The 23797-nt window shown below is 55.3% G+C and carries 20 protein-coding genes; 14 read left to right on the top strand and 6 right to left on the bottom strand.

What is annotated here, in order from left to right; translation table 11 throughout:
• Window positions 1-585, top strand: a complete 585-nt coding sequence (locus LL972_RS19140; protein WP_228328939.1) for a very short patch repair endonuclease — start codon at window positions 1-3, stop codon at window positions 583-585.
• On the opposite strand, the gene LL972_RS19135 is transcribed toward LL972_RS19140, so the two are convergent.
• The 3 genes from LL972_RS19135 to LL972_RS19125 form a co-directional block, all read right to left on the bottom strand.
• Complete coding sequence (locus LL972_RS19135) at window positions 553-1824, bottom strand: McrC family protein (RefSeq protein ID WP_228328936.1); 1272 nt, start codon at window positions 1822-1824, stop codon at window positions 553-555. The genes LL972_RS19140 and LL972_RS19135 overlap by 33 nt on opposite strands.
• A gap of 15 nt (window positions 1825-1839) precedes the next feature.
• Entirely contained in the window at window positions 1840-3318 is a 1479-nt protein-coding gene (locus LL972_RS19130; protein WP_019304160.1) for an McrB family protein, read from the bottom strand.
• Between the two features lie 149 nt (window positions 3319-3467).
• Window positions 3468-4643 (bottom strand): site-specific integrase, encoded by a 1176-nt coding sequence (locus LL972_RS19125; RefSeq protein WP_323134232.1) that lies wholly within the window; start codon window positions 4641-4643, stop codon window positions 3468-3470.
• A gap of 707 nt (window positions 4644-5350) precedes the next feature.
• Here LL972_RS19125 and LL972_RS19120 point away from each other — a divergent pair.
• From LL972_RS19120 to LL972_RS19100, 5 genes are all read left to right on the top strand, one after another.
• On the top strand, window positions 5351-5788 hold the full coding sequence (locus LL972_RS19120) for a hypothetical protein (RefSeq protein ID WP_179465965.1): 438 nt from the start codon (window positions 5351-5353) through the stop codon (window positions 5786-5788).
• A 57-nt stretch (window positions 5789-5845) separates the two neighbouring features.
• Window positions 5846-6970: a DUF4062 domain-containing protein gene (locus LL972_RS19115; protein WP_228328934.1), complete on the top strand. Its 1125-nt coding sequence runs from the start codon at window positions 5846-5848 to the stop codon at window positions 6968-6970.
• A 31-nt stretch (window positions 6971-7001) separates the two neighbouring features.
• The gene (locus tag LL972_RS19110; RefSeq protein WP_209260991.1) at window positions 7002-7496 is read left to right on the top strand and encodes a hypothetical protein; all 495 of its coding nucleotides are present in this window, start codon (window positions 7002-7004) and stop codon (window positions 7494-7496) included.
• 112 nt (window positions 7497-7608) lie between these two features.
• Window positions 7609-8085, top strand: coding sequence for a hypothetical protein (locus tag LL972_RS19105; RefSeq protein WP_228328933.1), 477 nt, complete (start codon window positions 7609-7611; stop codon window positions 8083-8085).
• Window positions 8086-8647: 562 nt separating this feature from the next.
• Complete coding sequence (locus LL972_RS19100; protein ID WP_228328932.1) at window positions 8648-9538, top strand: MobA/MobL family protein; 891 nt, start codon at window positions 8648-8650, stop codon at window positions 9536-9538.
• Window positions 9539-9763: 225 nt separating this feature from the next.
• Here the strand turns inward: LL972_RS19100 and LL972_RS19095 are convergent, their stop codons facing one another.
• Both LL972_RS19095 and LL972_RS19090 read right to left on the bottom strand, forming a co-directional pair.
• Window positions 9764-10156 carry a hypothetical protein gene (locus tag LL972_RS19095; protein ID WP_228328931.1) on the bottom strand — a complete coding sequence of 131 codons (393 nt, stop codon included), beginning with the start codon at window positions 10154-10156 and terminating at the stop codon, window positions 9764-9766.
• Window positions 10157-10204: 48 nt separating this feature from the next.
• On the bottom strand, window positions 10205-10522 hold the full coding sequence (locus LL972_RS19090) for a hypothetical protein (RefSeq protein WP_006449057.1): 318 nt from the start codon (window positions 10520-10522) through the stop codon (window positions 10205-10207).
• A gap of 234 nt (window positions 10523-10756) precedes the next feature.
• Between LL972_RS19090 and LL972_RS19085 the strand changes: the two genes are divergently transcribed.
• From LL972_RS19085 to LL972_RS19050, 8 genes are all read left to right on the top strand, one after another.
• A complete protein-coding gene (locus tag LL972_RS19085) occupies window positions 10757-11098 on the top strand; it encodes a helix-turn-helix domain-containing protein (protein ID WP_017172667.1) in 342 nt (113 codons plus the stop codon).
• Window positions 11099-11263: 165 nt separating this feature from the next.
• A complete protein-coding gene (locus LL972_RS19080; protein ID WP_228328930.1) occupies window positions 11264-12961 on the top strand; it encodes a type IV secretory system conjugative DNA transfer family protein in 1698 nt (565 codons plus the stop codon).
• Between the two features lie 266 nt (window positions 12962-13227).
• Complete coding sequence (locus tag LL972_RS21715; protein ID WP_134979787.1) at window positions 13228-13545, top strand: hypothetical protein; 318 nt, start codon at window positions 13228-13230, stop codon at window positions 13543-13545.
• Window positions 13538-17329 carry a zeta toxin family protein gene (locus tag LL972_RS19070; protein WP_228328928.1) on the top strand — a complete coding sequence of 1264 codons (3792 nt, stop codon included), beginning with the start codon at window positions 13538-13540 and terminating at the stop codon, window positions 17327-17329. Before LL972_RS21715 ends, LL972_RS19070 begins: the two co-directional genes overlap by 8 nt.
• A 303-nt stretch (window positions 17330-17632) precedes the next feature.
• The gene (locus LL972_RS19065; RefSeq protein WP_228328927.1) at window positions 17633-18931 is read left to right on the top strand and encodes an HlyD family secretion protein; all 1299 of its coding nucleotides are present in this window, start codon (window positions 17633-17635) and stop codon (window positions 18929-18931) included.
• Window positions 18928-21144, top strand: a complete 2217-nt coding sequence (locus tag LL972_RS19060; RefSeq protein ID WP_228328926.1) for a peptidase domain-containing ABC transporter — start codon at window positions 18928-18930, stop codon at window positions 21142-21144. The genes LL972_RS19065 and LL972_RS19060 overlap by 4 nt, the downstream gene beginning before the upstream one ends.
• Before the next feature lie 106 nt (window positions 21145-21250).
• Window positions 21251-22066, top strand: a complete 816-nt coding sequence (locus LL972_RS19055; RefSeq protein ID WP_228328925.1) for a hypothetical protein — start codon at window positions 21251-21253, stop codon at window positions 22064-22066.
• A 37-nt stretch (window positions 22067-22103) separates the two neighbouring features.
• Complete coding sequence (locus LL972_RS19050) at window positions 22104-22628, top strand: hypothetical protein (protein WP_228328924.1); 525 nt, start codon at window positions 22104-22106, stop codon at window positions 22626-22628.
• A 149-nt stretch (window positions 22629-22777) separates the two neighbouring features.
• On the opposite strand, the gene LL972_RS19045 is transcribed toward LL972_RS19050, so the two are convergent.
• Window positions 22778-23797: ABC transporter permease (locus LL972_RS19045; RefSeq protein ID WP_228328923.1), on the bottom strand; the 1020-nt coding region annotated here is incomplete at its 5' end.

Here is a 23797-nt window from a genome sequence, read left to right as displayed (position 1 = left end):
GTGCGGAAGGATCCTGTCGCAGTCCGCAGTGCGAACATGGCGCGCATCCGGGGTTCGAACACCAAGCCTGAACTAGTCTTGCGCCGTCTGCTCTGGTCACGTGGACTTCGTTATCGCCTGGGATTGCGGATTGAGGGTGCACGGCCCGATTTAGTCTTCCCTGCACAGAAACTCTTGGTATTCGTCGATGGGTGCTTCTGGCATGGTTGCACCCACCATTACGTGCGTCCCAGGTCTCGCGAAGCCTTCTGGGCAGAGAAGCTCGCTATCAACACAGCTCGTGATAGACGTCAAACTGGTGCGTTGCTTTTGGCTGGATGGCATGTCCTCAGGCTTTGGGAACATGAGATCGACTTGAATCCGTTTGCTGCGGCGGAGCGCGTTATTCAATGCCTAAGTGAGACTGCGAGGATTTTTGGGCCGAGACCAGTGGTGGTCAACGTCAGTCAAGCATCCCATGATTCAACCCAAGAAATTTGGACAATCGAGGATCTCCTCGATCCAGATGTGAAGCATGTTGAATGGCGGGCTAGGAAGCCCGCGCGAGTCTCGCTAGTGTCCAGCGAGCGTCTGCGTAATGACTAGTGAAAGGTCTCCCAATGCTTCGGCGCGCGTAACTTTGTTACGGGAAACGAGGCGCTCGATGTCTGTGCCAATCAAATGGACTTTGTCAGAACCGTTAGGACTTATATAACGTGCGACCCACGATTGGTTCATCCACGGCGCTTTTGGGAAGAATACCAAAGCGTGCGATGCCTCGTAGCGAGAGAGATATGCGTTGAGTTGATAAAGGTCTTCACGCTTGACCCCGTAGGCTCGACCTTTCTCAGAGACGCGCTTCCACTTCGCATCAGCTACCGCAATGATTTTTTCCGACTTCCTTAAGAGATAGTCAGGTTTAAGGCGCACTACTCCTGATTTATCAGACTCATCGTAATAGAGGAAAAGAGATTCACTTTTGTGAGTCGATTGAAGTTCCGTTCCAGAAAGTGCAGACGACAGAATGCCCCGCATAGCACGTTCAAAAAGATGTTGTAAAGGGAAGATCAGGGAGAAGGCTTCATTTTGACCTGAAAAGGTAGGGTCCGGCGATTGATTTGAAAGAAACATTTTGGCAATCGAAATCGCACGCGCCCACTTATCTTCTGAGGGCATAAGCCTAAGTGACATGAGCTGTGATAGCCTCAGTTTCCGCGTTGGAACAGCATCAAACTGACCTATAACGGAGGCAAGCAGTAGTCTATTAGCGTTGCTCTTGCTGATCCTGTTTAGTAGAAGCGCGATTGCCTTCAGACAGATAGCCAGTTCGTTGTGTATGTGAAGTGGAGAGTATCGAACGGGGATACGGATCTGATCACTGGGCAGTCGGGTTGCAAGCCTGGTGAAGTCAATGCGTCCGCGCACAGTGGATAATTCTTCCTGTTTCTCTTCATATCGACGCGGTGGGCCGTCAAACAGAGCAGATCTGAGCTCGGATGCAATCTCGAAGATCAGTGCTTCGAGAGGATCGAGAGAAGACCCTTTGACGCTAGCAGGACTAGAAAGAGGATTTCTTAGGTGGCTAGCAGCGGTAAGCATGTTTAAGAGAAAGTTGCGATCTCTGTCTTTGTCTGGCGTGTCGAGCTTAGGTAGCACATTGATACGGATGCCGGCTGTTTGAATGCATCCAACGACCTCAGCAGCATAGAGGCGTCCTTTTTTGACTCGAAATGCTGGAACGCTCATCTGCGCTGTGGCGCGCATGACTCGATCAGCGAATTTTCGTTGATCGATGTGATCAGGAAAGGGGACCTGCATCCCCTCCCATGTGGTAACCGTAATCAATGCAATAGGCCTCCGTTACAGCCCTGCTGCGAGAGCTATGATAAACGCTTTGAAGCGATCATTATCCCAGGCGTTGGATTTTGGGTCCCACCAAGAAGCATAGCTCCCAGGACGGACCTCTGCTATTTCATAATCGTCAGATAGGCGATCTAGAAAAGTAGCATCGGATAATGTTTTTTCAAATAAAGACTCAAGTTTCGTTGGAGTTTGTGCTTGGCCAGCAACAGCCCGCACTTTGACCCAGTCGTCATGCAGATACTCACCCAGCGTGGGAAAAATGTTCGCTCTTAAGATGTGAGCCAGTGCTCTCAGCTCGCCGTCTGCAAGGCCAAGCCAGTGCTCAGACTTTTGGACGCTGCTGATCCTAGATTCCATAAAGAACGCATGCCCGAATTCGTATCCGCTGCCTAAAAGTAGCTTGATGCGTGCGTTAAGCCTAATAAGAAGCGCTTGAACATCCACGCCGGCCATGTTGTTGGAAACCAAGTCCGGTTCGGGTGACACCAGTTCGAACTCAAAGCGCCTACGCATAGCGAAATCCAGCGCAGTCAATGAGCGGTCAACAGTGTTCATCGTTCCAATGACAGAGACTTCCTGCGGAACGGAGAAGAGTTCTTTTGAGTAAGGCAATGCAATCTTTTTTTCCTCTTCCATTCCCTCGCGTTTGTTGATTTCCAGTAGCGTGAGCAACTCGCCGAAGACTCTCGACGGCTCTGCGCGGTTGATCTCGTCAATAACGATCACCACCGGAGTTCTGGTGCTTGCGCTCTGGGAGCGGAGTTCAGTGATTCGCCTGACCACTGATCCAATATGTGAAGCGTTGCTCAGGTCAGAGCTGGAAAACATTCCTGTGCGTGCAGCGACAATTTTCCGAATGGTCGAACCGAGTCGGTTATCGCTGGTCTCGCCTGGTTGAGTAGCGGGGACATCAGGTTCGGCAGGGTCTATGCCGTAATTTGACAGTGGAAGAAGTGACTTTCCTGCAATCGAGAAGATATTTGGATCAAATCCGCTTTCCAAAATGCGATTGACCACATAACGGGGCACATATTTATCGATTTTCGGAGCGACTGCGTCGCTTCGGCCGGTTTGGACCTGCACAATCCAGCCCCCTGCGTCCTTACCAACGACAGTCCCTGCTGGGCGACCACCGCCATCGGTCAACTGGTCACCGATTTGGAGATCTGACTTAAAGCCAGCGCGCTGGCACAATGCTTTAAACGGACCGTCGACTACTCGATAGGCGAGTTGTCCCGACTCGTCTACTAGCGGGCGATATCCCTCAATGAAGTCTTCATAGGAGTAGCTTGGATGAAAGGTCACCCATAGGATTCGGCCGTCGGCGACCAGATCACTATGTAGCTTCATCAATGCCTGGCCAGGGTCGGGCTCAGCAAAGATAGCGTCATAGCGGTCCGGCTCGACGGCCTTGACGGCTTCTCTGGCCGCCCTCCACGTTTTTCCTGTGCCGGGAGGGCCATAGAGGATCTTCATCGTAGGTCCAGACATTGCTAAACTTTCTCCCTGACTGACCTTGGTTGGAGCAGCAAAATTGGAGCTGCCTACAGATCAACTATACAACTCCACGTTCAGCTTTGTGTGTAGTGCTGGTTGGGGTCCACTTGCAAGCGCGCCGAGTCATATCATGGATACATCCTCGCTCCCTTCCTCAACCGTTCCTTGAACTGCCCGCGCACATAGCCCGGCAGCTTCACAGCCGGCTGATAGTGGCTCAACGCCTCCACTTGGATCTTCCGGGTGTTCCCGGCCGATTTGTGGACATAGTTGTCCTGCAGCACGGGCGCCTTCTTGTTGAGCGCGTGACCTGTGATCAATGCAATGTGCTCCACCCGCACTCCCTTTGCATCGAGTTCTGTTGCCAGAGTATGGCGGAAGGCGTGCGATCCGATCCCTTTGCCGAAGCCTAGGCCTTTCAAGTAGGCAGCAAACTGGTTGACGAAGCCCTGGCTGTAGCGCCCGTTTGGCTCCCCGGTCTTGCGGCAGGTGCCAGCCGACAGGTTCGGGAAGAGGCGCGGGTGGCCGGACGCTTTGATGTCGGCAAGGAAGTCGAGGAAGCCTGCTTGGAGAAGACTGTCGTGGATCGGCACCTTGCGGATCGCGCTCTTGCCTTTGAGGCTTTGCCGAGTGCGCTTGCCAGCGCTTTGCGCCAGGTCTTCGTCCACGGTTTTCTGGATCGAGAAGCACCACACGCCTTGGTCTTGCATGATGTCAGCCACTTTGAGTTGGGCGATCTCATTGATCCGAGCACCCGTGAAAAGGGCAATGAGCGGGCACCACCAACGGTGCGGATACTTCTTGGCCCAAGGCAAAAAGGTCTCGGGGTTGAAAATATTCTGGATTTCCTCCGGTGAGAGAAGCCGCTCGGGCTCGTCCTGATCAGCCAGTAGTTCTTCTCTGGCCGGCTTGAACGCATCCATTGGGGAGTGTGGGATGGCACGCGCTTTGACTAAGGTGTTGAAGAAGGACGCGAGGAAGCGCCGATGCAGTTCGAGTGTTGCGTTGGCCGGCTGTGGCCGTCCTTGACGTTGACCCTTGGCGATCAAGGCTTCGACGCTCAATCCCTGATGTTTGGGGTTGGTCATGAAGTCCTCGGGCGCCCATCGCAGCAGATCCCACATCTGGTAGATGTGCGTGTGGTCGATCCGAGCAACAGAGGTGTTGCCGCTCACGCGTTGCAGGATGGCAAGCGTCCGACGATACGCATCGATCGTGGTGGTGCGAAGGTTCTGTCGTTCTTTGTCTTTGAGGAAGTCGTCGACCTCTTCAGAAAGGAGCCGCGCCGGAGTGGCTAGGGGCAGCGGTTCTGGATAGCGAGTTCCGGATCGGCGAAGCCGCCGGAGCTTTTCATGATGGTCGTAAGTCGCTTGGACCAGGTCCTGAAGGTGAAGCGCGCCGGCTCGATCTTGAACGACCATGTCAGTGAATTCGACTTTGCCGATGCGAATGCTTCGGATAAATAACTGACCTTTGGGGTGCTGCAAATACTTGTGAAGTTGAGAGTGTTTAAAGTGCATCTACGATCCAATTTTGAGGAGGTAGACGTTTGATAAGGGGAGGGGATTTTCTGTCAATGATAAAATAGGACAGAAATTTCGTGCCGATGATTGCCTAAGGTGATCTCAATAATTGCCACTCGAACAGCTAAATTTTCAGTTCGACTTTCATAAAAGATTTTATCGGCAAGCTATATAGGGCAATGATTGCAGGGGTATAAATGGGTTTGAAACCATCAATGCGCTTGTAGTGTTTAAAAGTAACAAAATGACGAAAAGCGAGAGATATCTCACGCAAATAAAATGAACACCAGATAAATGAGCTGCGGCTTGCCTAATCTAATCTATCTTAAGAAGGCAGTTAGGCAATCCGAGTTTCGTCCTTCCAGACCGATAGCGGTCAGTTTGTGGGAGCCGCAGAATTTGAGACATAACTCGGTTGAGATCAGCCCTGGGGCAGGGGCTGACACGCAGACCTCAGGAGCCCGTAAACTCACTGACGGGGATAACGCATGGACAACTGGTTGGCACAAGCGGTGATCGGTGGCGTGGTGGCTTCAACAGTCATCTACTTGGCGCGTTGGGCTTACGGCAAAGCGATCTTCTGGAACGATCGGATAAGCCTAGCCATCAATCGAGCTGAGCTGCGGAAGATTGAGCACCTTGGCCAAGACAAGTTCCATATTGTGCAGTTCCTGCTAATCCAAGTGCTTTGCTGCTTTGGGATCTTGGGCATTGCGATCATGCTTGCCCCACTGGCCTTTATGACCGACGGAGCGAAGTGGATCGTGCCAGGGCTAGGGTTGCTTGGCCTGTCGATCTACGGGTGTGTGATTTATCCGCTTGGCATGATCGCGCGCCTGAGGAAGGGAGAGGGTTACATCACGCGCCAGAAGGCGCTGATCGACCGAACAGAGCGTCGCTTGGACCTCACTTCTCAAAAGGCCTAGTCTTCATTTTGAGAATGCCGCGATCTGGATATCGTCTGCTGACTAAGGAGGTTCGATATGAAAATCTTCATCAGTTCGCTTATCACCGGAATGGAAGCCGAGCGAGCAGCGGTCAAGCAGGCGATCGAGTTGCTAGGCCACCAGGCGATCATGGCGGAGGATTTCGGCGCCCGAGCCAGCTCTCCCCAAGTCGCATGCCTCAATGGTGTGCGCGAGGCGGACCTTGTCATCCTCGTTCTTGGGCCTCGCTACGGCGCCAAGCAGGCAGGAGGCGTCTCGGCGACGCACGAAGAGGTGTATGAGGCCCGGAACCGTAAGCCACTCCTGATGTTCGTGCAGTCGGGCATGGAAGCGGAACCGGATCAAGCCGATCTGATTAGAGAGATCGGCAATTGGCAAGGTGGTCAGCTCTGGGACGGCTTTGTCTCAGCCGATGAACTGGGACAAAAGGCAACTCGCGCCATCCATCAGTTTCAGCTGACGCAGGCCGTGGCGCCCCTCGATCCAACAGGATTGCGCGATCGTGCACTGACGCTCTTCCCACGGATCGAGCGCGGCTATCAGCAAAGTGGCACGGTCTTGCAGCTTGCTGTTGCAGCTGGACCGGATACAACAGTGCTTCGCCCCGCCGAGATGGAAGCTCAGCCCCTTCTGGATGCCATGCAACAGCATGCACTCTTTGGAGCCCCAGCCGTTTTTGATCGGAGCCTGGGGATGAAGGCGGGCTTGAACGGTGAGGCGCTCGTGTTGGTCCAGGAAGCGCAGCGTAGTGACGGCGCGTCGATCCGACTTTGGCCCAACGGGGATGTCCTGATCAGCTTGCCTGTTCCGCCGCCAGAACGCGGTATGGGGCTATCGGTCGTCGTAGAAGAAGATATTGCCGGAAAGCTGGAAGCCGCGATCAGCTACGCCGCCTGGCTCCTTGCTCATATTGATCCAACCGAACGGCTTAGCCATGTCGTTCCTGCCGTGCGATTACTGGGAGAGCATGCTGGTGCTTGGAGGACCCGCGCAGAGCACGAGGCCAGTCCTAACAGTATGCAGGTGTCTTACCGGGAAGGTGAGCACCAAGCGCCCGTGCTCCTTTCACCGGCCCATCGAGTTAGGCAATCGCTATCCATGGACGCTCAGCGAATCGGAGAAGATCTGGTCGTGCTGCTGCGCCGTCGTTGGATCAACTGAGATCCAGTAGGACATCAACCGGGAGAAATCAATGAGCGTTCCCGCACAAGCTTTTGCAGATCGGCTGCCCAATGATCTTTTGCCTGGCAGCATCTTTCTCTTCCGAGAGAGTTGGGCAATGTTGGTCAACAACCAGCAGGAAGAACCAGAGCCCGTTCTCGCTTTCTTGATGCTCCAAGGAGAGCGCGCAGGTTCGCTCTTCAAGGTAGGAGAGGGCATGACTCAATGTCTGACTCTGGCCGAACCGTTTGGATGGTTCGCATCAGTGAAAGAGGGGGTGCTCCCGGCGCATGATGTGGTGGATACTGCATCACTCTCACTCACGGCAGATGGAGCGGTGGTAGTGGGTCAGATTCCCAACCAATTGGGTGACAAGATCGCGTTTGGCATGGATGGACAACTCCGTAGTGACTATCCCCGTGGTGCGGTCAAGCGCTTTGCTAAATGGAGTGTTGAGCTTTGTCATCCATCTCGGCCCTTCGTCAGCTTGGGACGTCTATTCGAAGTCGATCGAATTCCTCGCTAATCCCACCAATTGTAGGCGATCATAGACTTGGGTCGTTTGGAGCTCCATGAGGCATGATGATCTGGTTGTGTTTCCAGCTGCCACAAGCGCCCCAGTGCGGAGTTGAATTAAATTGAGAAAAAAATGGCCCGAAATTCTTCTTGCTGGTGCTGCTATCGTATTGCTTTCGCGCGCTTTGCTATCAAAGAAAAATTCGCAGGGTGCAACGAGATCTAATATCTCGGTGCCAGTTAAAGAGCCAGTGCCCGAAGCAACTCCGGCGGTGCCTACTCAGGAGAGATCGGTCATCGGCAGGATGCTCACCGTAATAAATCGAGTAGAGGCAAGGCTTGATCGTGTTCTTGACCGAATCCCTGCTTGGTTGTCAGCGACAGCGGCATTTGGAACAATTATTTTTGCCGCTGTAATAGCGTTTATATTTAAGAATTTGCCGGTTACTGGTCCCTTTTCGCCAATGAATCTAGTTTTTATTTCTGTAATATTCTTTTTTGCTGCCGTTGGAGTCGTTCCAAAAACCAATGCGCGTTTTTGGTCGCTCCTTGGTGCGCTCGTCGGCTTTGTTATGTGGGTTATTTCGTTAATGCAATGACGAATTACTTTTCAAATGGCATAGGATTCGATGTAATTAAAGAAGAACCAGTAGTGAGCAGGCGATTCCCCACGCGATGCCAAGTAAAAAGAAGAAAAAGCAAATGGCTGTAATGGCTAGTGAATATCTTTCGGATTTTGGTGGTTTCTCGGTCATTTCATCTCCTTTAACTGTTTATTTCATAGGGTAATTTCTTGGCTTGTCAACTGTGCATTTTAAATTTGGACGTCTGGCGCGCATGGTTTGTTCTGACTGAGTAAGACTTCGCTAGTTGAGGTTATGCAAGGCCAATGGGCAATATCGGCAACTTTGCCTTCGGTATAAGGGCGCAATTCCTGAGCGAGGCACCTCGTGGAGCAGTGAGGCGATTTGCTAAATGGAGTGTTGAGCTTTGTCATCCTGCCCAGCCTTTCGTGAGCCTGGGGCAGATTTTTGAGGTCGATCGAAGTCTGGCCTGATTCCATAACAGGCAAAGTAGAACCCTCGAAAATAGCCGTCTTACGCTCTTGAGCCCTGGCAAATCTTGAGTCAGAACTGATGAACTCTGACTCAGGAAATACACATGGCCATCTACCACACTCGCATCAAAACTTATAGCCGAGCCAAAGGGCATTCGGCACTTGCCGCAGCGGCATATCGCGGTGGTTATCTGCTCACCGATCCCACCTCAGGTGCTCGTCACGACTATCGGGGTAGGGCAGGCATCATCCAGTCGCGTTGCCTGGCGCCACTTGGTTCGCCGGCGTGGGCCGATGACCCGCAAACACTTTGGGCCGCTGCGGAAGCTGCAGAGCGACGGTGCAACAGCACCGTCTGCCGCGATTTCGCCATCGCGCTGCCGCACGAACTCGATGACACTAAGCGTTGGGAGTTGGTGCTTGATGTCGCACATCGCCTGATCGAGCGCTTTGGCTTTGCGGTGCAGGCCAGTCATCATCGTCCGACCAAAGATGATCCTCGCTACTTCTACGTCCATCTGCTTGCGACAACCAGGCGCATGGAAGCCTCGGGGCTGACGACAAAGACGCGTGTGCTAGACGGGCGCATGAATGGCAAGGAGGAAGTCGAGTGGATCCGCGCCATGATCGCTGACCGGATCAATGCACACCTTGCCCAAGCTGGCATTGGCAAATCGGTTGAGCATCGGCCCTTGACGAAACGCTTAGAAGCGACGCGAGGCAACGGGATCTATGTCCAAGGCCAGGAAGGCTTTGAGCAGCTTCTGTCCCGCTATCGCCAAGAGGGGCGACTGTTGAGCGTGCCGGATGGCCTCGCGGCGGAACAGGCCCAGCGAGAGCGCCCAGGACCAGGCATGGACACTTCTGTTGATGAGGCTTCGGTGGCGCAGATGCCCATCATGCTGTCACCCACTGGCGGGCTCAGTTCAAGTAGGGACGACGAAGCTCTGTCAGCAAACCAAGAAGATCGAAGCGGCCATCAAGATACGCATTGAGGGCGTTGGCCATGTGCTGGTCAACGCCAAAGCCAGCCGCATGCTGTTGGGCGATCCAGCCTTCAACATGGGCTTGGCGGAGTTGATGCTCTTGGTGGTCCAGAGGTAAGGCTTGCTGACTGGCGGAAGGAGGCATGGCGAAGAATCCAAGTGGCTGATGCACTTGATTCGTAGCACAAAGCGGCTCTTCGTCAAGCCGCCCCTAGCCGCTTGCAAAACGAACGGTCAGAGCTTCTCGCCGTTATTGATCGCCTGACTCAAGATCTCATACCACTGGTTCATCTCGCGCTCGCTGCCGAATTTAATCGTCCAGACTGGATGATCCACATCTCGAACGCTGACCGTGATCGTGCCTTCCCGCCTTGAGTTGTGCCAGTGCTTCTCCCAGGAGCGAACATCCATCAACGGGTAGATCTTCACTGTCCTCCCGACACGAATTTTCAACCGCGACCGCTCAATCGAGATCGCCAAAGCGCCTTGTCGCCCAAAATAGAAGCGATCAAACTCCCGCCCAAAGACCTCCCGCTGGTTGCGCAACCGGTCAGCCCGATTGACGGCAACGGCGACCAGCACCGCTGTGCCCAGGGCAAGCAAGATGAGAAACGTGCTAACGGTCATGTGAACTCCTGAGAACAGAATGGGACCATCGTTGATTGCCAACGGTGGCTATTGGACGCGGCCGGTGATCTTCCAAGTGCCGCCCACCTTGGTGAAGGTGTAGACCCCATCCATTTGATGACCAAAGTCCCGCTCCATGGCTTCAACCTTGGCACTTACGTCACAGGTGTAGCTGGGCGCACCTTCCGCCTTCGTGCACTGGTTACTCTCGAAGTCTTCGATGCGCGCCTCTTCATTGCTGTTCGCTTTGACGAACTGCAAAAAAGCGTGCTCCCGCTCAGTCTCAGCGGGGCCGCCGCCCGAGCAGCTGGCCAAACAGACCGACATCAGGCCAACCAGGGCCAAACAAAGCTTTGACATGTGCATCTCCAAAGAGGAAGGGAAGAGCGCTGGGGATCCACCAGACCGACAGGTTCGGATGCCCTGATTGCCGGCATGCTCAATGACTGCAAGCCTCCGGACACCGGCAGGAATGACCGGTGTTGGTGCTTGGCAGTCGCAGTTGATTGGCTGACGGAACCATGTTACTGATAAAGTAACAGACAAGGCAAGTCGGAGACCTCATGCTCATTCATCACATTGCATGCTTGTGGTCACATTTTGGATCTGGACGACGCTCGTCTCATCTTCGCCAACCGCCTCCGTCACGCGCGCCAGAAGGCCGAGCTGACCCAGGAAGCCTTGGGGGTTGCCGCTGGACTGGCACCTGAGGTGGCCAGGACTCGCATCAATCGCTACGAGAAGGGCGTCAACGAGTGCGACTTGCGCACCGCCAAGCGCCTGGCCGATGCCCTCGGCATGCCACTGGCTGCCTTCTTCGCCGAGACCGATGAGGTGGCAGACGCGATCCAAGCGCTCGCGAAGCTCTCCGTCGAAGAGCAGCGAAAGGTCGTCGCCGAATTGCAGCTCAAAGCCCAGCGCAGCGATCCGCCTAGCCCATAGTGCATCGGATCTCGCTGCTGGTGTCTTGGCCTGCGTGCAGATCAGACAATTCCTACACGGATGCCAACGCCCATCCGATCTGGCCGGGCGGTGTGATCCTGTAATCTTGCGAGCGGACGGTCGTTTTCAAACAAGCCAGGGATCACAGATGGAAGGCAGCGCGTCATGACCGACAAGATCAAGCTCAGTGTCGCCATCGCGCTCTTGCTCCTCGCCCTCATTGCAGGGGTCTACCTCTCCGGTCAGTTGATCCTGATGCTGTTGAAAGTGGCTGGGCCGCTCAGCGTCGGCACCTATTGGTCTTACGTCAAAGCGCTCGAACTCCCGCAGTTCGCTCCCTATGCCACCAAGATCAAGCTGGCTGGCGCCCTCGGCTTCGGTGTGCCGCTGCTGGCCTGGATCGCACTGCTGATCCCGTTGTTCAAGCCAAAGGCGGCCGCCTTGCATGGCGACGCGCGCTTTGCCTCCGGCAGTGATCTGGCCAAGAAGGACATGCTCAAACCGTCGCCAACCGGCATCGTGGTTGGGAAGCACGGTGGCAAGTTGGTGCGCCTACCTGGGCAACAGTTTGTGATCCTGGCCGCGCCCACGCGTTCGGGCAAGGGGGTGGGCATCGTCATCCCCAACTTGCTCGACTACCAAGGCTCGGTAGTGGTCCTGGACATCAAGCAGGAAAACTTCGATCTGACTTCCGGCTGGCGCAAGAGCCAAGGCCAAGAGGTCTTTTTGTTCAACCCCTTTGCCGAAGACGGGCGCACGCACCGCTGGAACCCCCTGAGCTACATTTCGCCCGATCCCGCCTTTCGCGTGTCGGACCTGATGAGTATCGCGGCCATGCTCTACCCGGATGGCTTTGACGCCCAGAAGTTCTGGGTCAGTCAAGCGCGCAACGCGTTCATGGCGTTCACGCTCTATCTGTTCGATAGCTTGGACGATCAGATCAAGCGCAAGCACCCAAAAGATACCTGGATGTTCCCAACCCTTGGGATGCTCTATCGCGTGTCATCTGGCGATGGAAGCGACTTGAAGGGCTACCTCAAAAAGCTCTCGCAGCGCGACTTCCTGGGCCGCGACGCCAAGGTGGCGTTCGATAATTTGCTCTCGCAGGCCGAAGAGACGTTCGCCTCGATCATGGGCACGTTCAAGGAGCCGCTCAACCAGTTCATCAATCCAATCTTGGATGCATCAACCAGCGACAACGACTTCCTGCTGACTGATGTGCGCAAGAAGAAGATGAGCATCTACATCGGCATCCAGCCCAACAAGCTGGCCGAAAGCCGCTTGCTGATCAATTTGCTGTTTAGTCAGCTCATCAATCTCAACACTAAAGAGTTGCCGCAGAACAACCCAGCGCTCAAACACCAGTGCTTGCTGCTGATGGATGAGTTCACGTCCATCGGCCGGGTCGACATCATTGCAAGCGCGGTGAGCTACATGGCCGGCTACAACATTCGTTTGCTGCCCATCATTCAGAGCATGGCGCAGCTCGACGCAACATACGGCAAGGATGTCTCGCGCACGATCATCACCAACCATGCCTTGCAAATTGTCTATGCCCCGCGCGAACAGCAAGACGCCAACGACTACTCGGACATGCTCGGCTACACCACGGTGCGCAAGAAGAACAAGTCGCAAACCAGTGGCAAGCAAAGCAGCGTGTCCTACTCCGAGACCGAGCAACGTCGCGCATTGATGCTGCCACAGGAGTTGAAGGCGATGGGCTTTGACAAGGAGGTCTTCCTCTATGAAGGCATCCCAAGCCCGGTGCTCTGCGAGAAGATTAAGTATTACGAAGACACCTACTTCACCAAGCGCTTGTTGCCAAGGGTGAAGATTGAAGCCTTACAGATGGTCCCCGCATGAGTGATAGCACACCTTCCAATGTGCCTCAGAATCGATTGAAGGCTGATGGCAGTCACAGTCAACAGCTGCTGCGTGATCTGACATTAATCAATGCACGCACTGTGCAGCAGTTGGGTCCATTGCAACCAGGTGCAGCCGTGGCGCCACCCAAGCGCAAGCCCAATCTTCCACGTCCAATACAACGCCTCAATCAGGATGCTGTCATGACTCAGACTAACGATTCTTCCCCTGATTCGATCGGCGCACGACCACCAGTGCCACAAGGGTTGCGCGAAAGCTTAAAGGATTACCCCGGTCACATTGCGCGGTTAGAAAACGTGCTTCAGGAGTCGGTCGATAAGCCATCGCCGATTACCCCTCCCTTGGAATTTGCGATCTGGGCGATCGAGGGCTGTCTTGATACCTTTATCGACGAATCACGTGAAAAGCTCAGGGTTGCAGAACAAACGGGCGACCAAGAAGCAATCGCACTGGCGAAGGCAACGCATCTACTCATGCTTCATAGCGCCGCTAAGGGCACATGGAAGGAGCAGAATTTAATGGACTATTTTGGTTTCCCAAGTTCGAGTCATCGTCATGGCTGATGAAAGCGATGTGCTGCCGAAAGGGATCCACGAGCAGATCCTACGCGAGCAAATACTAACCGCCCCAGATTTCATCAATTCAACAGCCCAGCAGCAGCCGAAAGCAGTCATTCTGGGCGGCCAGCCTGGTGCGGGTAAGGGCGGCCTTGTCGCTCAGGCGAAGGCCGAGCTTGATCAAAATGCGGTCACAATCGACCCCGATGAGTTGCGTCGCTACCACCCGCGCGTTGCTGACTTTCGACGCGAAAATCCTTATGAATGGTCTGGTCGAACCCACAAGGACGCGAGCTCTTGGGCCGATGAGCTGCGCATGGCAGCGACTGCCGAAAAAAAGAACCTCATCTTCGACACCACGTTAAGCGATGGAAAGTGGGCATCGGAGACGCTAATCAAGGGCTTGCAAGAGCAGGGCTATGAGGTCGAGGTGCGTGCTGTTGCTTCTCCCAAGTTGGAGAGTGAGCATGGTGTCGATGAGCGTTTTACGGCCAACACCGACAGGCAAGGCTACGGTCGCCATGTGCCTGAGAGCGCGCGTGATGCAATCTACGGAAAGCTCCCTGTCAGTTTAGATACCATCCATACGAACAGCAACGTGCCCATCCGCATCTTCAATCGTGAGGGCATCGAGCTTTACGATAGTCGCACCGACGCACGCATGCCTGGTCAAGCGATGGAGGAAGCGCGCAACGCGCGGCTTAAAGATCCCGCTTTCACCGAGCATCTTCGGGAAGCCTGGCAAAAGCAAGTCGATTGGCACCGTGATCTACCGGAACACGTGCAGGCGATCCCGAAATCTGATCCTGCTGTCCAAGCAAAACTGCTTGAGGAGCATGCCAAGCTCCGGGTGAGCGATGTAGTTGCTAGTCGCATGGAAGGCATCGCCACCATTGATGAACTCGTGCGGCCGGGCGCTCCGCCTGCACGCGTGCCTGTGCCCGAGCTGGAGATCCCGGGCTTGCGTCGCGCCGGGATGACGGCAGGGCTCGCGGGCTTGGGCGTTGCCGCGACCGCCTACGACGCGTCGCAAACCGGAGAGCGTGTTGGCACGCTGTTGGCACAAGACAACCTCACCGCAGCGCGCTCAGAAGCGTTGCACTTTGCTGCCCGAGGTGCGGGCGGCTGGGCGGGAGGTGCTGCTACCGCTGCTGTTGTTGGCACAACCGGTGCAGGCCCTGTCGCGCTGGTGGTGGCCGATGGTTATCTGTTCAGTGCCGCTGCCGACAAGGCCGTGACGCTTTGGGACAACCGTCACATCTATACACAAACCGACAAGCAGGGCGTGAGTTGGGAGTTCAATGGCAGCCAGTGGCTTCGCCAAGAAAAGGCAGACCTGCAAAACGATGGCGCGGATACCCCACAGAAGCAGGGCATGTTCGCGCTGCCAGAAAGAGCGCGCGAGCTGAACTATCACGCCAGTAGCGAAGCGACCGAGCAGGCGCTAGGCAAGGCGCAACCCAGTAATCCTTATGTGCAGCCATCCAGTGACGCAGATGCGGCGCATCTCTACGCACGGGATTGGCGGCATGATCCGGCAAGTGGCCAGTGGTCACGGATGATCGCCGACGAAGTCGATCGGAACGATCGACCTGTCTGGACGGTCGATCCGGCAAGTCCTGAGCGAAGTGCCGCGTTGAACCAGCAAGCAGCTCAGGTGGTGGACGCCAACATTGCCCGTGGCCCAGCTGCGATTGCCGCGACGTATCAAGCTGCTTATCAGCGCAATGGTTGGGACGACTTTGGCCCCTTGCCAGCGGCCGTGCAAGCCGCCTTAAACCCCGACTCACTGCAAGCATCGGACGGCAAGCAGTATCAGCGCGATACGCAAGGCCAGTGGCGGCATGACGGCGTTGCTGCCGAAGGCAATGTCCCGCTGGAACTCAATGCAACGCGCGAACGCTTGCAACCGGCCTTGGAGCAGCATGCGCAGGCAATGGCACAGATGCCGGCAAGGCAAACGCCAACGCTGCAGCAGCAGGATCAGGCCAATACCGAGGCGACTTATGCCGCCTATGGCGTTGCGCCCAATGCCCAGACTGCAAGCGCGATCCAGCATGCGGTGCAAAAGACCCGTGAGGCAAACGGGATCGATGCAGCGACCAGTTCTTTGGCGTTGGAGCGCGATGCGACTGGCCAATATTCGGTAGACAGCCCCATCCAGCATTTGAGCCGGGACGCCGATGGTGTGGTGCGCGTTGCGGCAACCACCAGCACTGATGAGATCCATCAGGCACTTGGGCAGCTGCAATCAGTTCGGCAGGAGCAACCACCTTCGACGGGGGCACCCGAACTGCGCATTGAAGCGCAACCGCCCCAAGAGCGTGATGCCTACGATCAAGCATTGCGCGAGGCCAATCGGCAGGGCGTTTCCACGCAACAGGCGCAACAGGTCGCAAGCTTCGCCGCAACGACCGTCACCGCTCCGCGTGTAGACGAAAGCCAAGCGCCTCAGGCAGCCATTGACGTGCAGCGAGATCGAGACGTTGCACGCACAACCGACGCGCCTGCCGTTGCGGAGACGGCGACTCCTGCTCCTGTCGTGATGCCTGCATCCGTCAACGCGCCGCTGCCAGAAGACGTGCGCCCGGTTGCCAAGCCTACCGAACCGAAGCCCGAGTCTGTCCCACAGCGCGAACCCCAAGAAACCCGAACATCTGAGGTTGCCGCACCCTCGACAGCCGGCGCAGTCCAACCGACGGCAGAGGCAGTGGCGCCAGCCTCTGCAAGCGCATCTGCGCCGAGCGTCGGATCGCCCTCATCAGCTATCACGTTCCCAAGCCAGGCAACTGTTCCAACGCCGCCGTCATTTCAGGAAGTGGAAGGGCTGCGCCTGGGCGACCGAGGGCAAGAGGTTGAGTTCTTGCAGTATCGCTTGCAGCAAGTGGATGCGCGTGGTCCAAACGGCCAGGCCGTGCCGCAAGACGGGCACTACGGTCCAGAGACCGAACATGCCGTGCGGCAGTTCCAGCAAGACCAAGGTTTGCCGGCAACGGGCATTGCCGGGCAAGACCTGGATGCGGCGTTGTCCCAGGCACAACACGCGCGCCGAGAAGCTTTGAAACCCACAGAGCCATCATCGGCAAATGCGGCGGTGGAGCAGGGCGGTGAGCAGCAAGCCCGAGTAGTCACGCCACAGAACGAAGCGCCATCGGCTGTTCCATTGCAGGCAACGCAGCCAGAGGTTGCGCAAGCGACATTGCCGGCAACGCCAACGCAGATCGAAGTGCCTGCACAGATCGTCTTGCCTGAGCGCACGACCTCCTCCTATGTGTCATCGCCTGGCTTCGGTGGGGCTGGCGGGCGTTCAAACCCAGGTGTGAACGATGAGGACCGGGTCGAGCAAGCGAGACCCCCCCAAGATGTCGCTCAGCAGGCGTTTCCCTCTGATCATCGGGATTACGCGTTGTTCTCGGCCATCCAGGCACAACTTCCGAGGGGCACATCTGATGAGAAGACGGCCGAATTGCTCTATGCCGTCAAAGAGTCAGGGATCGAGCGCGCGGATCAACTCCGGAAAGTGACCATCCAAGATGATGTCGCCTTTGTCTTTGGCAAAACCCCCGGCTTTCACTCGGAAACCTCCCTCAACACGCCATCGCCTGGCATCAATGAAACCTTGCAGAAGGCAGAGGCGCTGGATCAGCAACGGACGCAGGAGATGGCGCAATTCCAGCGCGAGCGCGAAGAAATCGACAAGAACTCAACAGGCCCCGTAATGACGCTCGCTGCCCACTCTCAGCAGCAAATGATGTCAGACGCGTCCAGTGGTGATGGGGGCGGTGGCTGATGTGGTGGAAGCCTAGATCGCCGTGATGACGACTAGGAGCAGCACGTGCTCTAAGTTGATGTTGACGCGTTCTCTGCGCTATCTGCCGTGGTCCGACTCTGCAATGTGCGGCTGCGCTTTGCGCAACGCACCTTCGCTTGACGCAAACCTTGGTTGCTGAAAAAGCAATAGCGTGGGGCTTGCAGCCTTAGGTTTGGCGCCAATGCCAACGCCAGATCAACAAAACGCAAATGTAATTTTAATGTCTGCGCGGGTAGCCTCAACTCACGCAAGTTGTGCAGTAGATCTCGAAGTGTAGGTGCTATGGATAGCGAGTCAGGTCAGACGGATGACGCAGAACAACCGCTCTTTCGCAAGCGAAAGGGGCCGGAGACAACTTCCACACTCGGCGACCTAAAAGATGCGTTTCCCTCGTCCATCCGGATCTGGATCGGCTGTGGCTGTGTGCTTTTCCTCTTGCTGGCCACGTTTGTTCTGACCGCGTCCTACTCCAAGCGGGAGCACGTGTCGGGCCAGATCATTTCCACGCATGGGCGAGTGGACATCCGCAGTGGAACGCCTGGCCTCATCCTGTCGACGACATTGAAGCCAAATGCGTTGGTCAAGAAAGGCCAAGTGCTTGCGGAGCTGTCAGCCGACATCACCGATGAAGCGGGCCGCTCTCTGTCCGATGAGACGATCAAGCGTGCGCTCACCCGATCAGAAGAGCTGACCAAGGAGCAATTGCAGGCGCATGACTTTTCCGGCCAGCGCGAACGGGAACTGACGCGTCAAGTCGAAGAAACGAGCGGTGCGATGCAGGAAGTCGCTCGCAAGATATCAATCTTGGAAAAGAAATATGCCAAGAACCAAGAACTTTTGAAGACCATCGAGCCCCTGCTTGCTGAGAAGTATGTGTCCAAATACACCTACCTCACCTACGAAAACGCTCTCTTGGATGCAGAGGCTCAGATCCAGGATGCTCGCGCTCAACAGTCCACACTTCGCAATCAACGTGCCGCACTGCTGGGTGAGATCACCGAGATAAAGACGACGGCCAGCAGGCAAGCAAGTGAAATCGAGCGCGAGAAATCCACGATCGAAGATCAAGTGGCCAGAGCCAAGTCCGACCGGCTGCAGACCATTACCTCACCCTTGAGCGGCACAGTCGCAGCGATCTACGCATCACAAGGTCAACGTATCGGCACCGACTCGATCATTGCATCCATCACCCCAAGCGAGTCGGTGTTCGAAGCTGAAATTCTCATTCCTTCAAGAGCCATCGGACATGTGACGGTGGGCACCGAGGTGCTGCTCAACATCGCCGCATTCCCGAAAGCAAAGTATGGCGCCATCCAGGGGCGCATCGCATCGCTGTCGACGCAAACGAGTCCGCTCGGTGAGTTGGAGCGCCGCTATGGTCGCCAGTCGCCCACTGAGCCGGTTTACACCGCCAAGGTGGCTTTGCCTTCTCAAACCATCGGAGTTGCCCAAGAAGCAAAGTCTTTCCTGCCGGGGATGGAGGTGGACGCGGAGCTGATCTTGGAGGGCCGCAAGATATGGGAGTGGATGTTTGACCCCTTCCAAACCATGGGATCACGCTTGACGGGTGAAAAGCGATGAAGGACGTCTTGACACCATCCGCCAATGGCGATGCAGAGCCGGATCGCTCTGCTGAACCAAGCCTGGTGTTCTCATCAAAGCGCCGTGTGCCGCATATTCGCCAGACGGAGTCCAGTGAGTGTGGTCTGGCCTGCATTGCGATGCTGCTTTCCTACTACGGTCATGAAACGAGCCTCGGGGAGCTTCGCAACCGCTTTACGGTGTCGACCAGTGGGGCAACGCTCGCTTCGCTGATTGAAATCGCTGATGCCAACGGGCTTACAACGCGTCCGCTTCGCTTGGAGCTTTACGAACTGCCCAAGCTGTCGCTGCCTTGCATGGTCCACCTGCACCATGGGCACTTTGTTGTGTTGACGGCTGTGCGGGGCGGTCATGTGCATATCAGCGATCCCGCAACCGGCGTCAAGAAGATCAAGCTTGATGAGTTCGATGAACTCTTTAGCGGCATTGCGTTGGAAGCGCATCCAGGCCCGGCCTTCAAGAAGATCAAGAGTGTGCCATCGGTATCGCTTCGCGATCTTGCAGGCTCGCTTCGGTCCCTGGTGCCCGCGTTCTGGGTTGTGGGCATCTTGGCGCTGTTCCTGGAAGGCTGTGCGCTGATTGCCCCCCAATATCTGCGACTGACCATGGATCAGGTGCTCAGCGTCAAGGACGATGGCTTGGTCACTACATTGGCGATCGGCTTTTCGATCGTGCTCCTAGTCCAACTCGTCTTGACCGTTGCCAGGAAATGGACCTTGCTGTGGATCTCTTCCACCACCGGCTTGCGGTGGAGCAGCAACTTGTTCCGTCACCTGGTGTCGCTACCCCAGTCGTATTTCGTGAAGCGGCATACCGGGGATATTTCAAGTCGCTTCCAGTCGATCTACTCCATCCAGCAGTCACTCACGACGAAGATGCTGGAAGCGGTCATCGATGGGGTGATGTCTTTCCTCATGTTGTTGCTCTTGATGAGCTACGACGCGCCGCTTTCCTTCGCCTTGTTGGCTTTCACCATTGCCTATGTGGGTTCGCGCTACGCCTACTACGCCAAACTCAAAGAGGCCAACCTCGACCAGATCAACATCGATGCACGCCGGCAAAGCTTGCTCTACGAGACGGTCCGAAGCATCCAGCCCATCAAACTGTTCAACAAGTCAGCGCTTTGGGCGTCGCGCTTCACGAACTACAGCGCGAAAGCGACCAACGCGACCATCGGGGCTGAGCGGATCCGCATTGGTTTTGATTCTGTCCAGCTTCTCATCCAGGGCCTGTGCCGCATCTTTGTAATTTGGGAAGGCACCCGGTTGGTGCTCAGTGGGGATATGACGATTGGGGTGCTGACGGTTTTTCTGATCTATGCGACCCAGTTCAGCCAGCGCAGCATCAACCTGGCTGACTACTTGATGCAGCTGCGGCTGCTTCGCTTGCACACCGAGCGGATTTCAGACATCACCCACAGCGAGCCTGAGTCGTTTTTGCATGGCAACGGCGCGCTGGAAGATGCCGCGCCTACCATTGCCATTGTCAACGGCTACTTTCGCTACTCGTCCACGGACAAGTGGATCATGAGCGCCTTGCAGCTCAGGGCCCCGGCAGGCCAAGTGATTGCGATCGTCGGGAACTCAGGCGTGGGCAAGACCACACTCATCCGCGTTCTGGCGGGGCTTGAAGATCTTCAAGTCGGAGACTTCTTGGTCAATGGAGAGGATCTACGGAAGGTCGGTAAGTCGAGCTACCGGAGCAAGGTCAGCATCGTCATGCAGGGAGACAATCTGTTGTCGGGAACGCTGTCGGAAAACATCTCTATGTTCGATGAGCACATTGACCAGGAACGCCTCGTGCAGGCCGCGAAATTGGCATGCATTCACGATGATATTCAGCGTATGCCAATGGGCTTCAACACCAGAGTTGGCGACTTGGGAAATACGCTGTCAGGCGGTCAAAAACAACGGATCTTCTTGGCCAGAGCCTTTTACAGGCGCACCAAGTTGTTGTTGATGGATGAGCCAACAACTGGGGTTGATGAGCAGATGGGCATACAGCTGATGAAGAACATCAGGAGCATTGGCGCGACCACAGTCATCGTGACGCACGACAAGAACATCTCTCGGATGTGCGATATGCACTATCTCTTTGTGGGCGGGATCCTAAGGCCTTTGATCAAAGAGCAGCCCAGCAAATTTGAACAGGACGAGGCCGGGGAAACGGCTGAGAAGTCCAGTCAACAATGAGGAGTTACAACGCTTATCAAAATAAGTTCAAAGGAAAAAGAGATATGGAACATTCAATAGAAAAGACGATCAGGAAAAAAATCTACTCACAGGATGGAGCGCTGTAATGAGAGAATTGACAAACGAAGAGCTGTTACTAGTGGCAGGTGCAGCTGCCGCTGCGGACGTCGATCCAAGCGAACCTCCCACTGAGATTCCACCAATTGTGGTTAACCCGCCTACGAGTCCACCTCCGAGTCCGCCTCCGACTATTCCTCCTTCACCGCCAGTTGAGCAGCCGGGGCCGATCACGCCTCCCGGCACTGGCGGCGGCGGCCTCCCGGATCCAACAGACAAAAATACGACGACGGATCTAGGCGCAGAGGTCGATGTAATAGTTAATAAGTCAGCAACCCTGGAAGGGCTGGTTCAGGTGGCGCAGGCGAAGGGTTTTAAAATAGTGGCTACTGATACGTATTCTCATACGGATCCTGCTGCCACGGGCGGCGGGACTGTATATGTTAAAACCTACGCTAGTCCGAGCGATACCGCAGCACAATTGACGCATGAGCTGGGACATACGCTTTTTGATGGGGAGTGGAATACGGTCGCAGATCGAGCGTCAGCAATCAATATGGGCTTGGCTACTGAAGGCGAAGCAACAATCTATTCCATCGCTGTCCAAAGAGAACTTTCTGCGCAGGGAGTAAGTTTGAATATTCCTGCAAATCCCGCCAATGTGGCATCTTATAATGCGACATATGACGCATATCAGGCTGGTCAGATAAATTGGGATACCGCTTCAGCGCAAATCGGCGAATCTTTCAGAAATGGCGAGCGAATTGATATAAATGGGACGCCCAATGATACTGCAGATGATATGACGTATGAGCAATATTATGGGAGTTACTGGGATAGGACGCGCGCTCCTGCCGGTGGGTAACATTCTGGTAAATTTGTAGTTTGTGAGAGGAGTGCTTATGTATATAAAGTCTAAATTGGCCTTGTTGGTAGTTCTGTTTTTCTCAATGAGTGCTGGCGCACATGCTGAAAGTAAAGAATCGGAATTAAATTTGGATGAGGTGATTAGTAAAATATATGATCCTGGCAAGTCGGTAAACTATGAGCTTTTTCGCGAAATTGGACTCAGTGATTTCCATCAGGTGAGTTCAAGTCGATCATTGAACATTGCTTTTCGCTCAAATACGTTCAAGACGCGGGATCAGTATGCGATCTCCTTCGTTGAGTTCAGGGTCCCGCCTGAACTCGATAAAGGAGTGAGTTTTATGTATATGGAGCTCGCTCCTGGGCGCTGTTATGAAGTGTCTAAGATCAAGCAGAAATTTGCGCTCACCCCATACGTCCTGCCACCCAATCCCCATGCGCCACTCGCCGACGTTAGTAAGGATGTCTTCTATAAAACCAATCTTGGTGAAACGTCGGTATATGTAAAGGCGAGCTCGAAGGACGAGTGCTTGCTTGGTCTCACAAGAAGTCGAAACTAATAGGTTTTTCTGGCGCTAGCCAATTAGGCATCTATCTAATTGGCTAGCGCTGAGATGAGCAACCAACATGTTTGGCGTGAAACGATGAGTTTAAGCACTACATAGTCATAAGCAGCCGCTGTGGCATTGGAGGCGACAGCGTGATGGCACTACGCATCCGGCCGCTCTCTCAGGGTGTTGCGAACGATGAGGGAGTAGACGAGGAGGGCAGGCGCGCAAGTCAAGCAGATGCCGATGAAAAACGTGCCATAGCCTAGGCTTTGTCCATGGAGCGTGGTGAGATAAGCCACTGCAAGGCCTGAGAAGCCGGCAAGCACCCTGCCGAAGATCGAGTAGAAGCTTGTTAGCCAAGCGTAGTGCTCTCCTGCCCGTCCGAGTGTGACTAGCTTTGACATGTAAGCAACCAATGCGATGCCGGTATAGCTACTGGCAAGGTTTTGAAGAATAACGCTAGCCCAAAGCAGCTCAACGGACTGCTCGTTGGACGAAAGCAATGCAAGAACGAGGAGGGCAAGGACTTGGAGAGCTGCGCCAACAAGGATGGTCGTGCTCAATGACATGCGCTTCAAGCTTGTGCCTGCAGCCAAAATTCCCAGGAAGGCCGCAGGGATCCCAAGCCAAATATGCAGGGATCCGACCACGCTCTTTCCAATGCCAAGGGCATAGAAGAACGGGTTGATCATGGGACTCAAAAGAATGTCCGGTAGGCGATAGCAGCCGATGAAGACGATCACCGCAATCCACCCTTGGACAGTGGAGGGTCGAAGCGACACCAACGGAGCCCCCTGCTTCTCCGCACTCGTGCGACCTGGGGTGAGGACGCCATCGGGGGCAGATCGCAGAAAGAGCGTTCCGCAGATGGGCACCAACATCAGGGGAAGCAGAAGTGCATAAGCAACTTGCCAGGACAGCCGCGCTGCGAGCAAGAACACCAGACCGTCGCTCAGCAGTAGAGCAATGCGGTAGCCAAATTGGTAGGCAGTGAGGAGCTTGGCTGGCTGCTGGTGCACTGCCTCTTGTTCGATCCGGAACGCATCGACTGAGGCATCCAGCGTGGCACCGCCAAATGCGGCTGCGATGCAGCTCAGTGCAATGGTAATCCCCCCACTTCTAGCGGTCGCCAGAAGTGGAGCTAAGTGGCCATCGCCAACTTCATGGCAGGCGTGATG

The organism is Xanthomonas campestris pv. asclepiadis, assembly GCF_020784175.1.
In the GTDB taxonomy this organism is placed as follows: Bacteria; Pseudomonadota; Gammaproteobacteria; order Xanthomonadales; family Xanthomonadaceae; genus Xanthomonas; species Xanthomonas campestris_D.
This window is presented reverse-complemented; position numbering and strand designations above follow the sequence as displayed.

What these genes read in the sequence shown, in the direction of transcription:
- LL972_RS19065 (WP_228328927.1), top strand. Translation starts at nt 17,633, where the DNA reads ATGGATAGCGAGTCAGGTCAGACGGATGACGCAGAACAACCGCTCTTT.
- LL972_RS19100 (WP_228328932.1), top strand. Translation starts at nt 8,648, where the DNA reads ATGGCCATCTACCACACTCGCATCAAAACTTATAGCCGAGCCAAAGGG.
- LL972_RS19115 (WP_228328934.1), top strand. Translation starts at nt 5,846, where the DNA reads ATGAAAATCTTCATCAGTTCGCTTATCACCGGAATGGAAGCCGAGCGA.
- LL972_RS19050 (WP_228328924.1), top strand. Translation starts at nt 22,104, where the DNA reads ATGTATATAAAGTCTAAATTGGCCTTGTTGGTAGTTCTGTTTTTCTCA.
- LL972_RS19095 (WP_228328931.1), bottom strand. Translation starts at nt 10,156, where the DNA reads ATGACCGTTAGCACGTTTCTCATCTTGCTTGCCCTGGGCACAGCGGTG.
- LL972_RS19055 (WP_228328925.1), top strand. Translation starts at nt 21,251, where the DNA reads ATGAGAGAATTGACAAACGAAGAGCTGTTACTAGTGGCAGGTGCAGCT.
- LL972_RS19060 (WP_228328926.1), top strand. Translation starts at nt 18,928, where the DNA reads ATGAAGGACGTCTTGACACCATCCGCCAATGGCGATGCAGAGCCGGAT.
- LL972_RS19090 (WP_006449057.1), bottom strand. Translation starts at nt 10,522, where the DNA reads ATGCACATGTCAAAGCTTTGTTTGGCCCTGGTTGGCCTGATGTCGGTC.
- LL972_RS19070 (WP_228328928.1), top strand. Translation starts at nt 13,538, where the DNA reads ATGGCTGATGAAAGCGATGTGCTGCCGAAAGGGATCCACGAGCAGATC.
- LL972_RS19110 (WP_209260991.1), top strand. Translation starts at nt 7,002, where the DNA reads ATGAGCGTTCCCGCACAAGCTTTTGCAGATCGGCTGCCCAATGATCTT.
- LL972_RS19130 (WP_019304160.1), bottom strand. Translation starts at nt 3,318, where the DNA reads ATGAAGATCCTCTATGGCCCTCCCGGCACAGGAAAAACGTGGAGGGCG.
- LL972_RS19120 (WP_179465965.1), top strand. Translation starts at nt 5,351, where the DNA reads ATGGACAACTGGTTGGCACAAGCGGTGATCGGTGGCGTGGTGGCTTCA.
- LL972_RS19080 (WP_228328930.1), top strand. Translation starts at nt 11,264, where the DNA reads ATGACCGACAAGATCAAGCTCAGTGTCGCCATCGCGCTCTTGCTCCTC.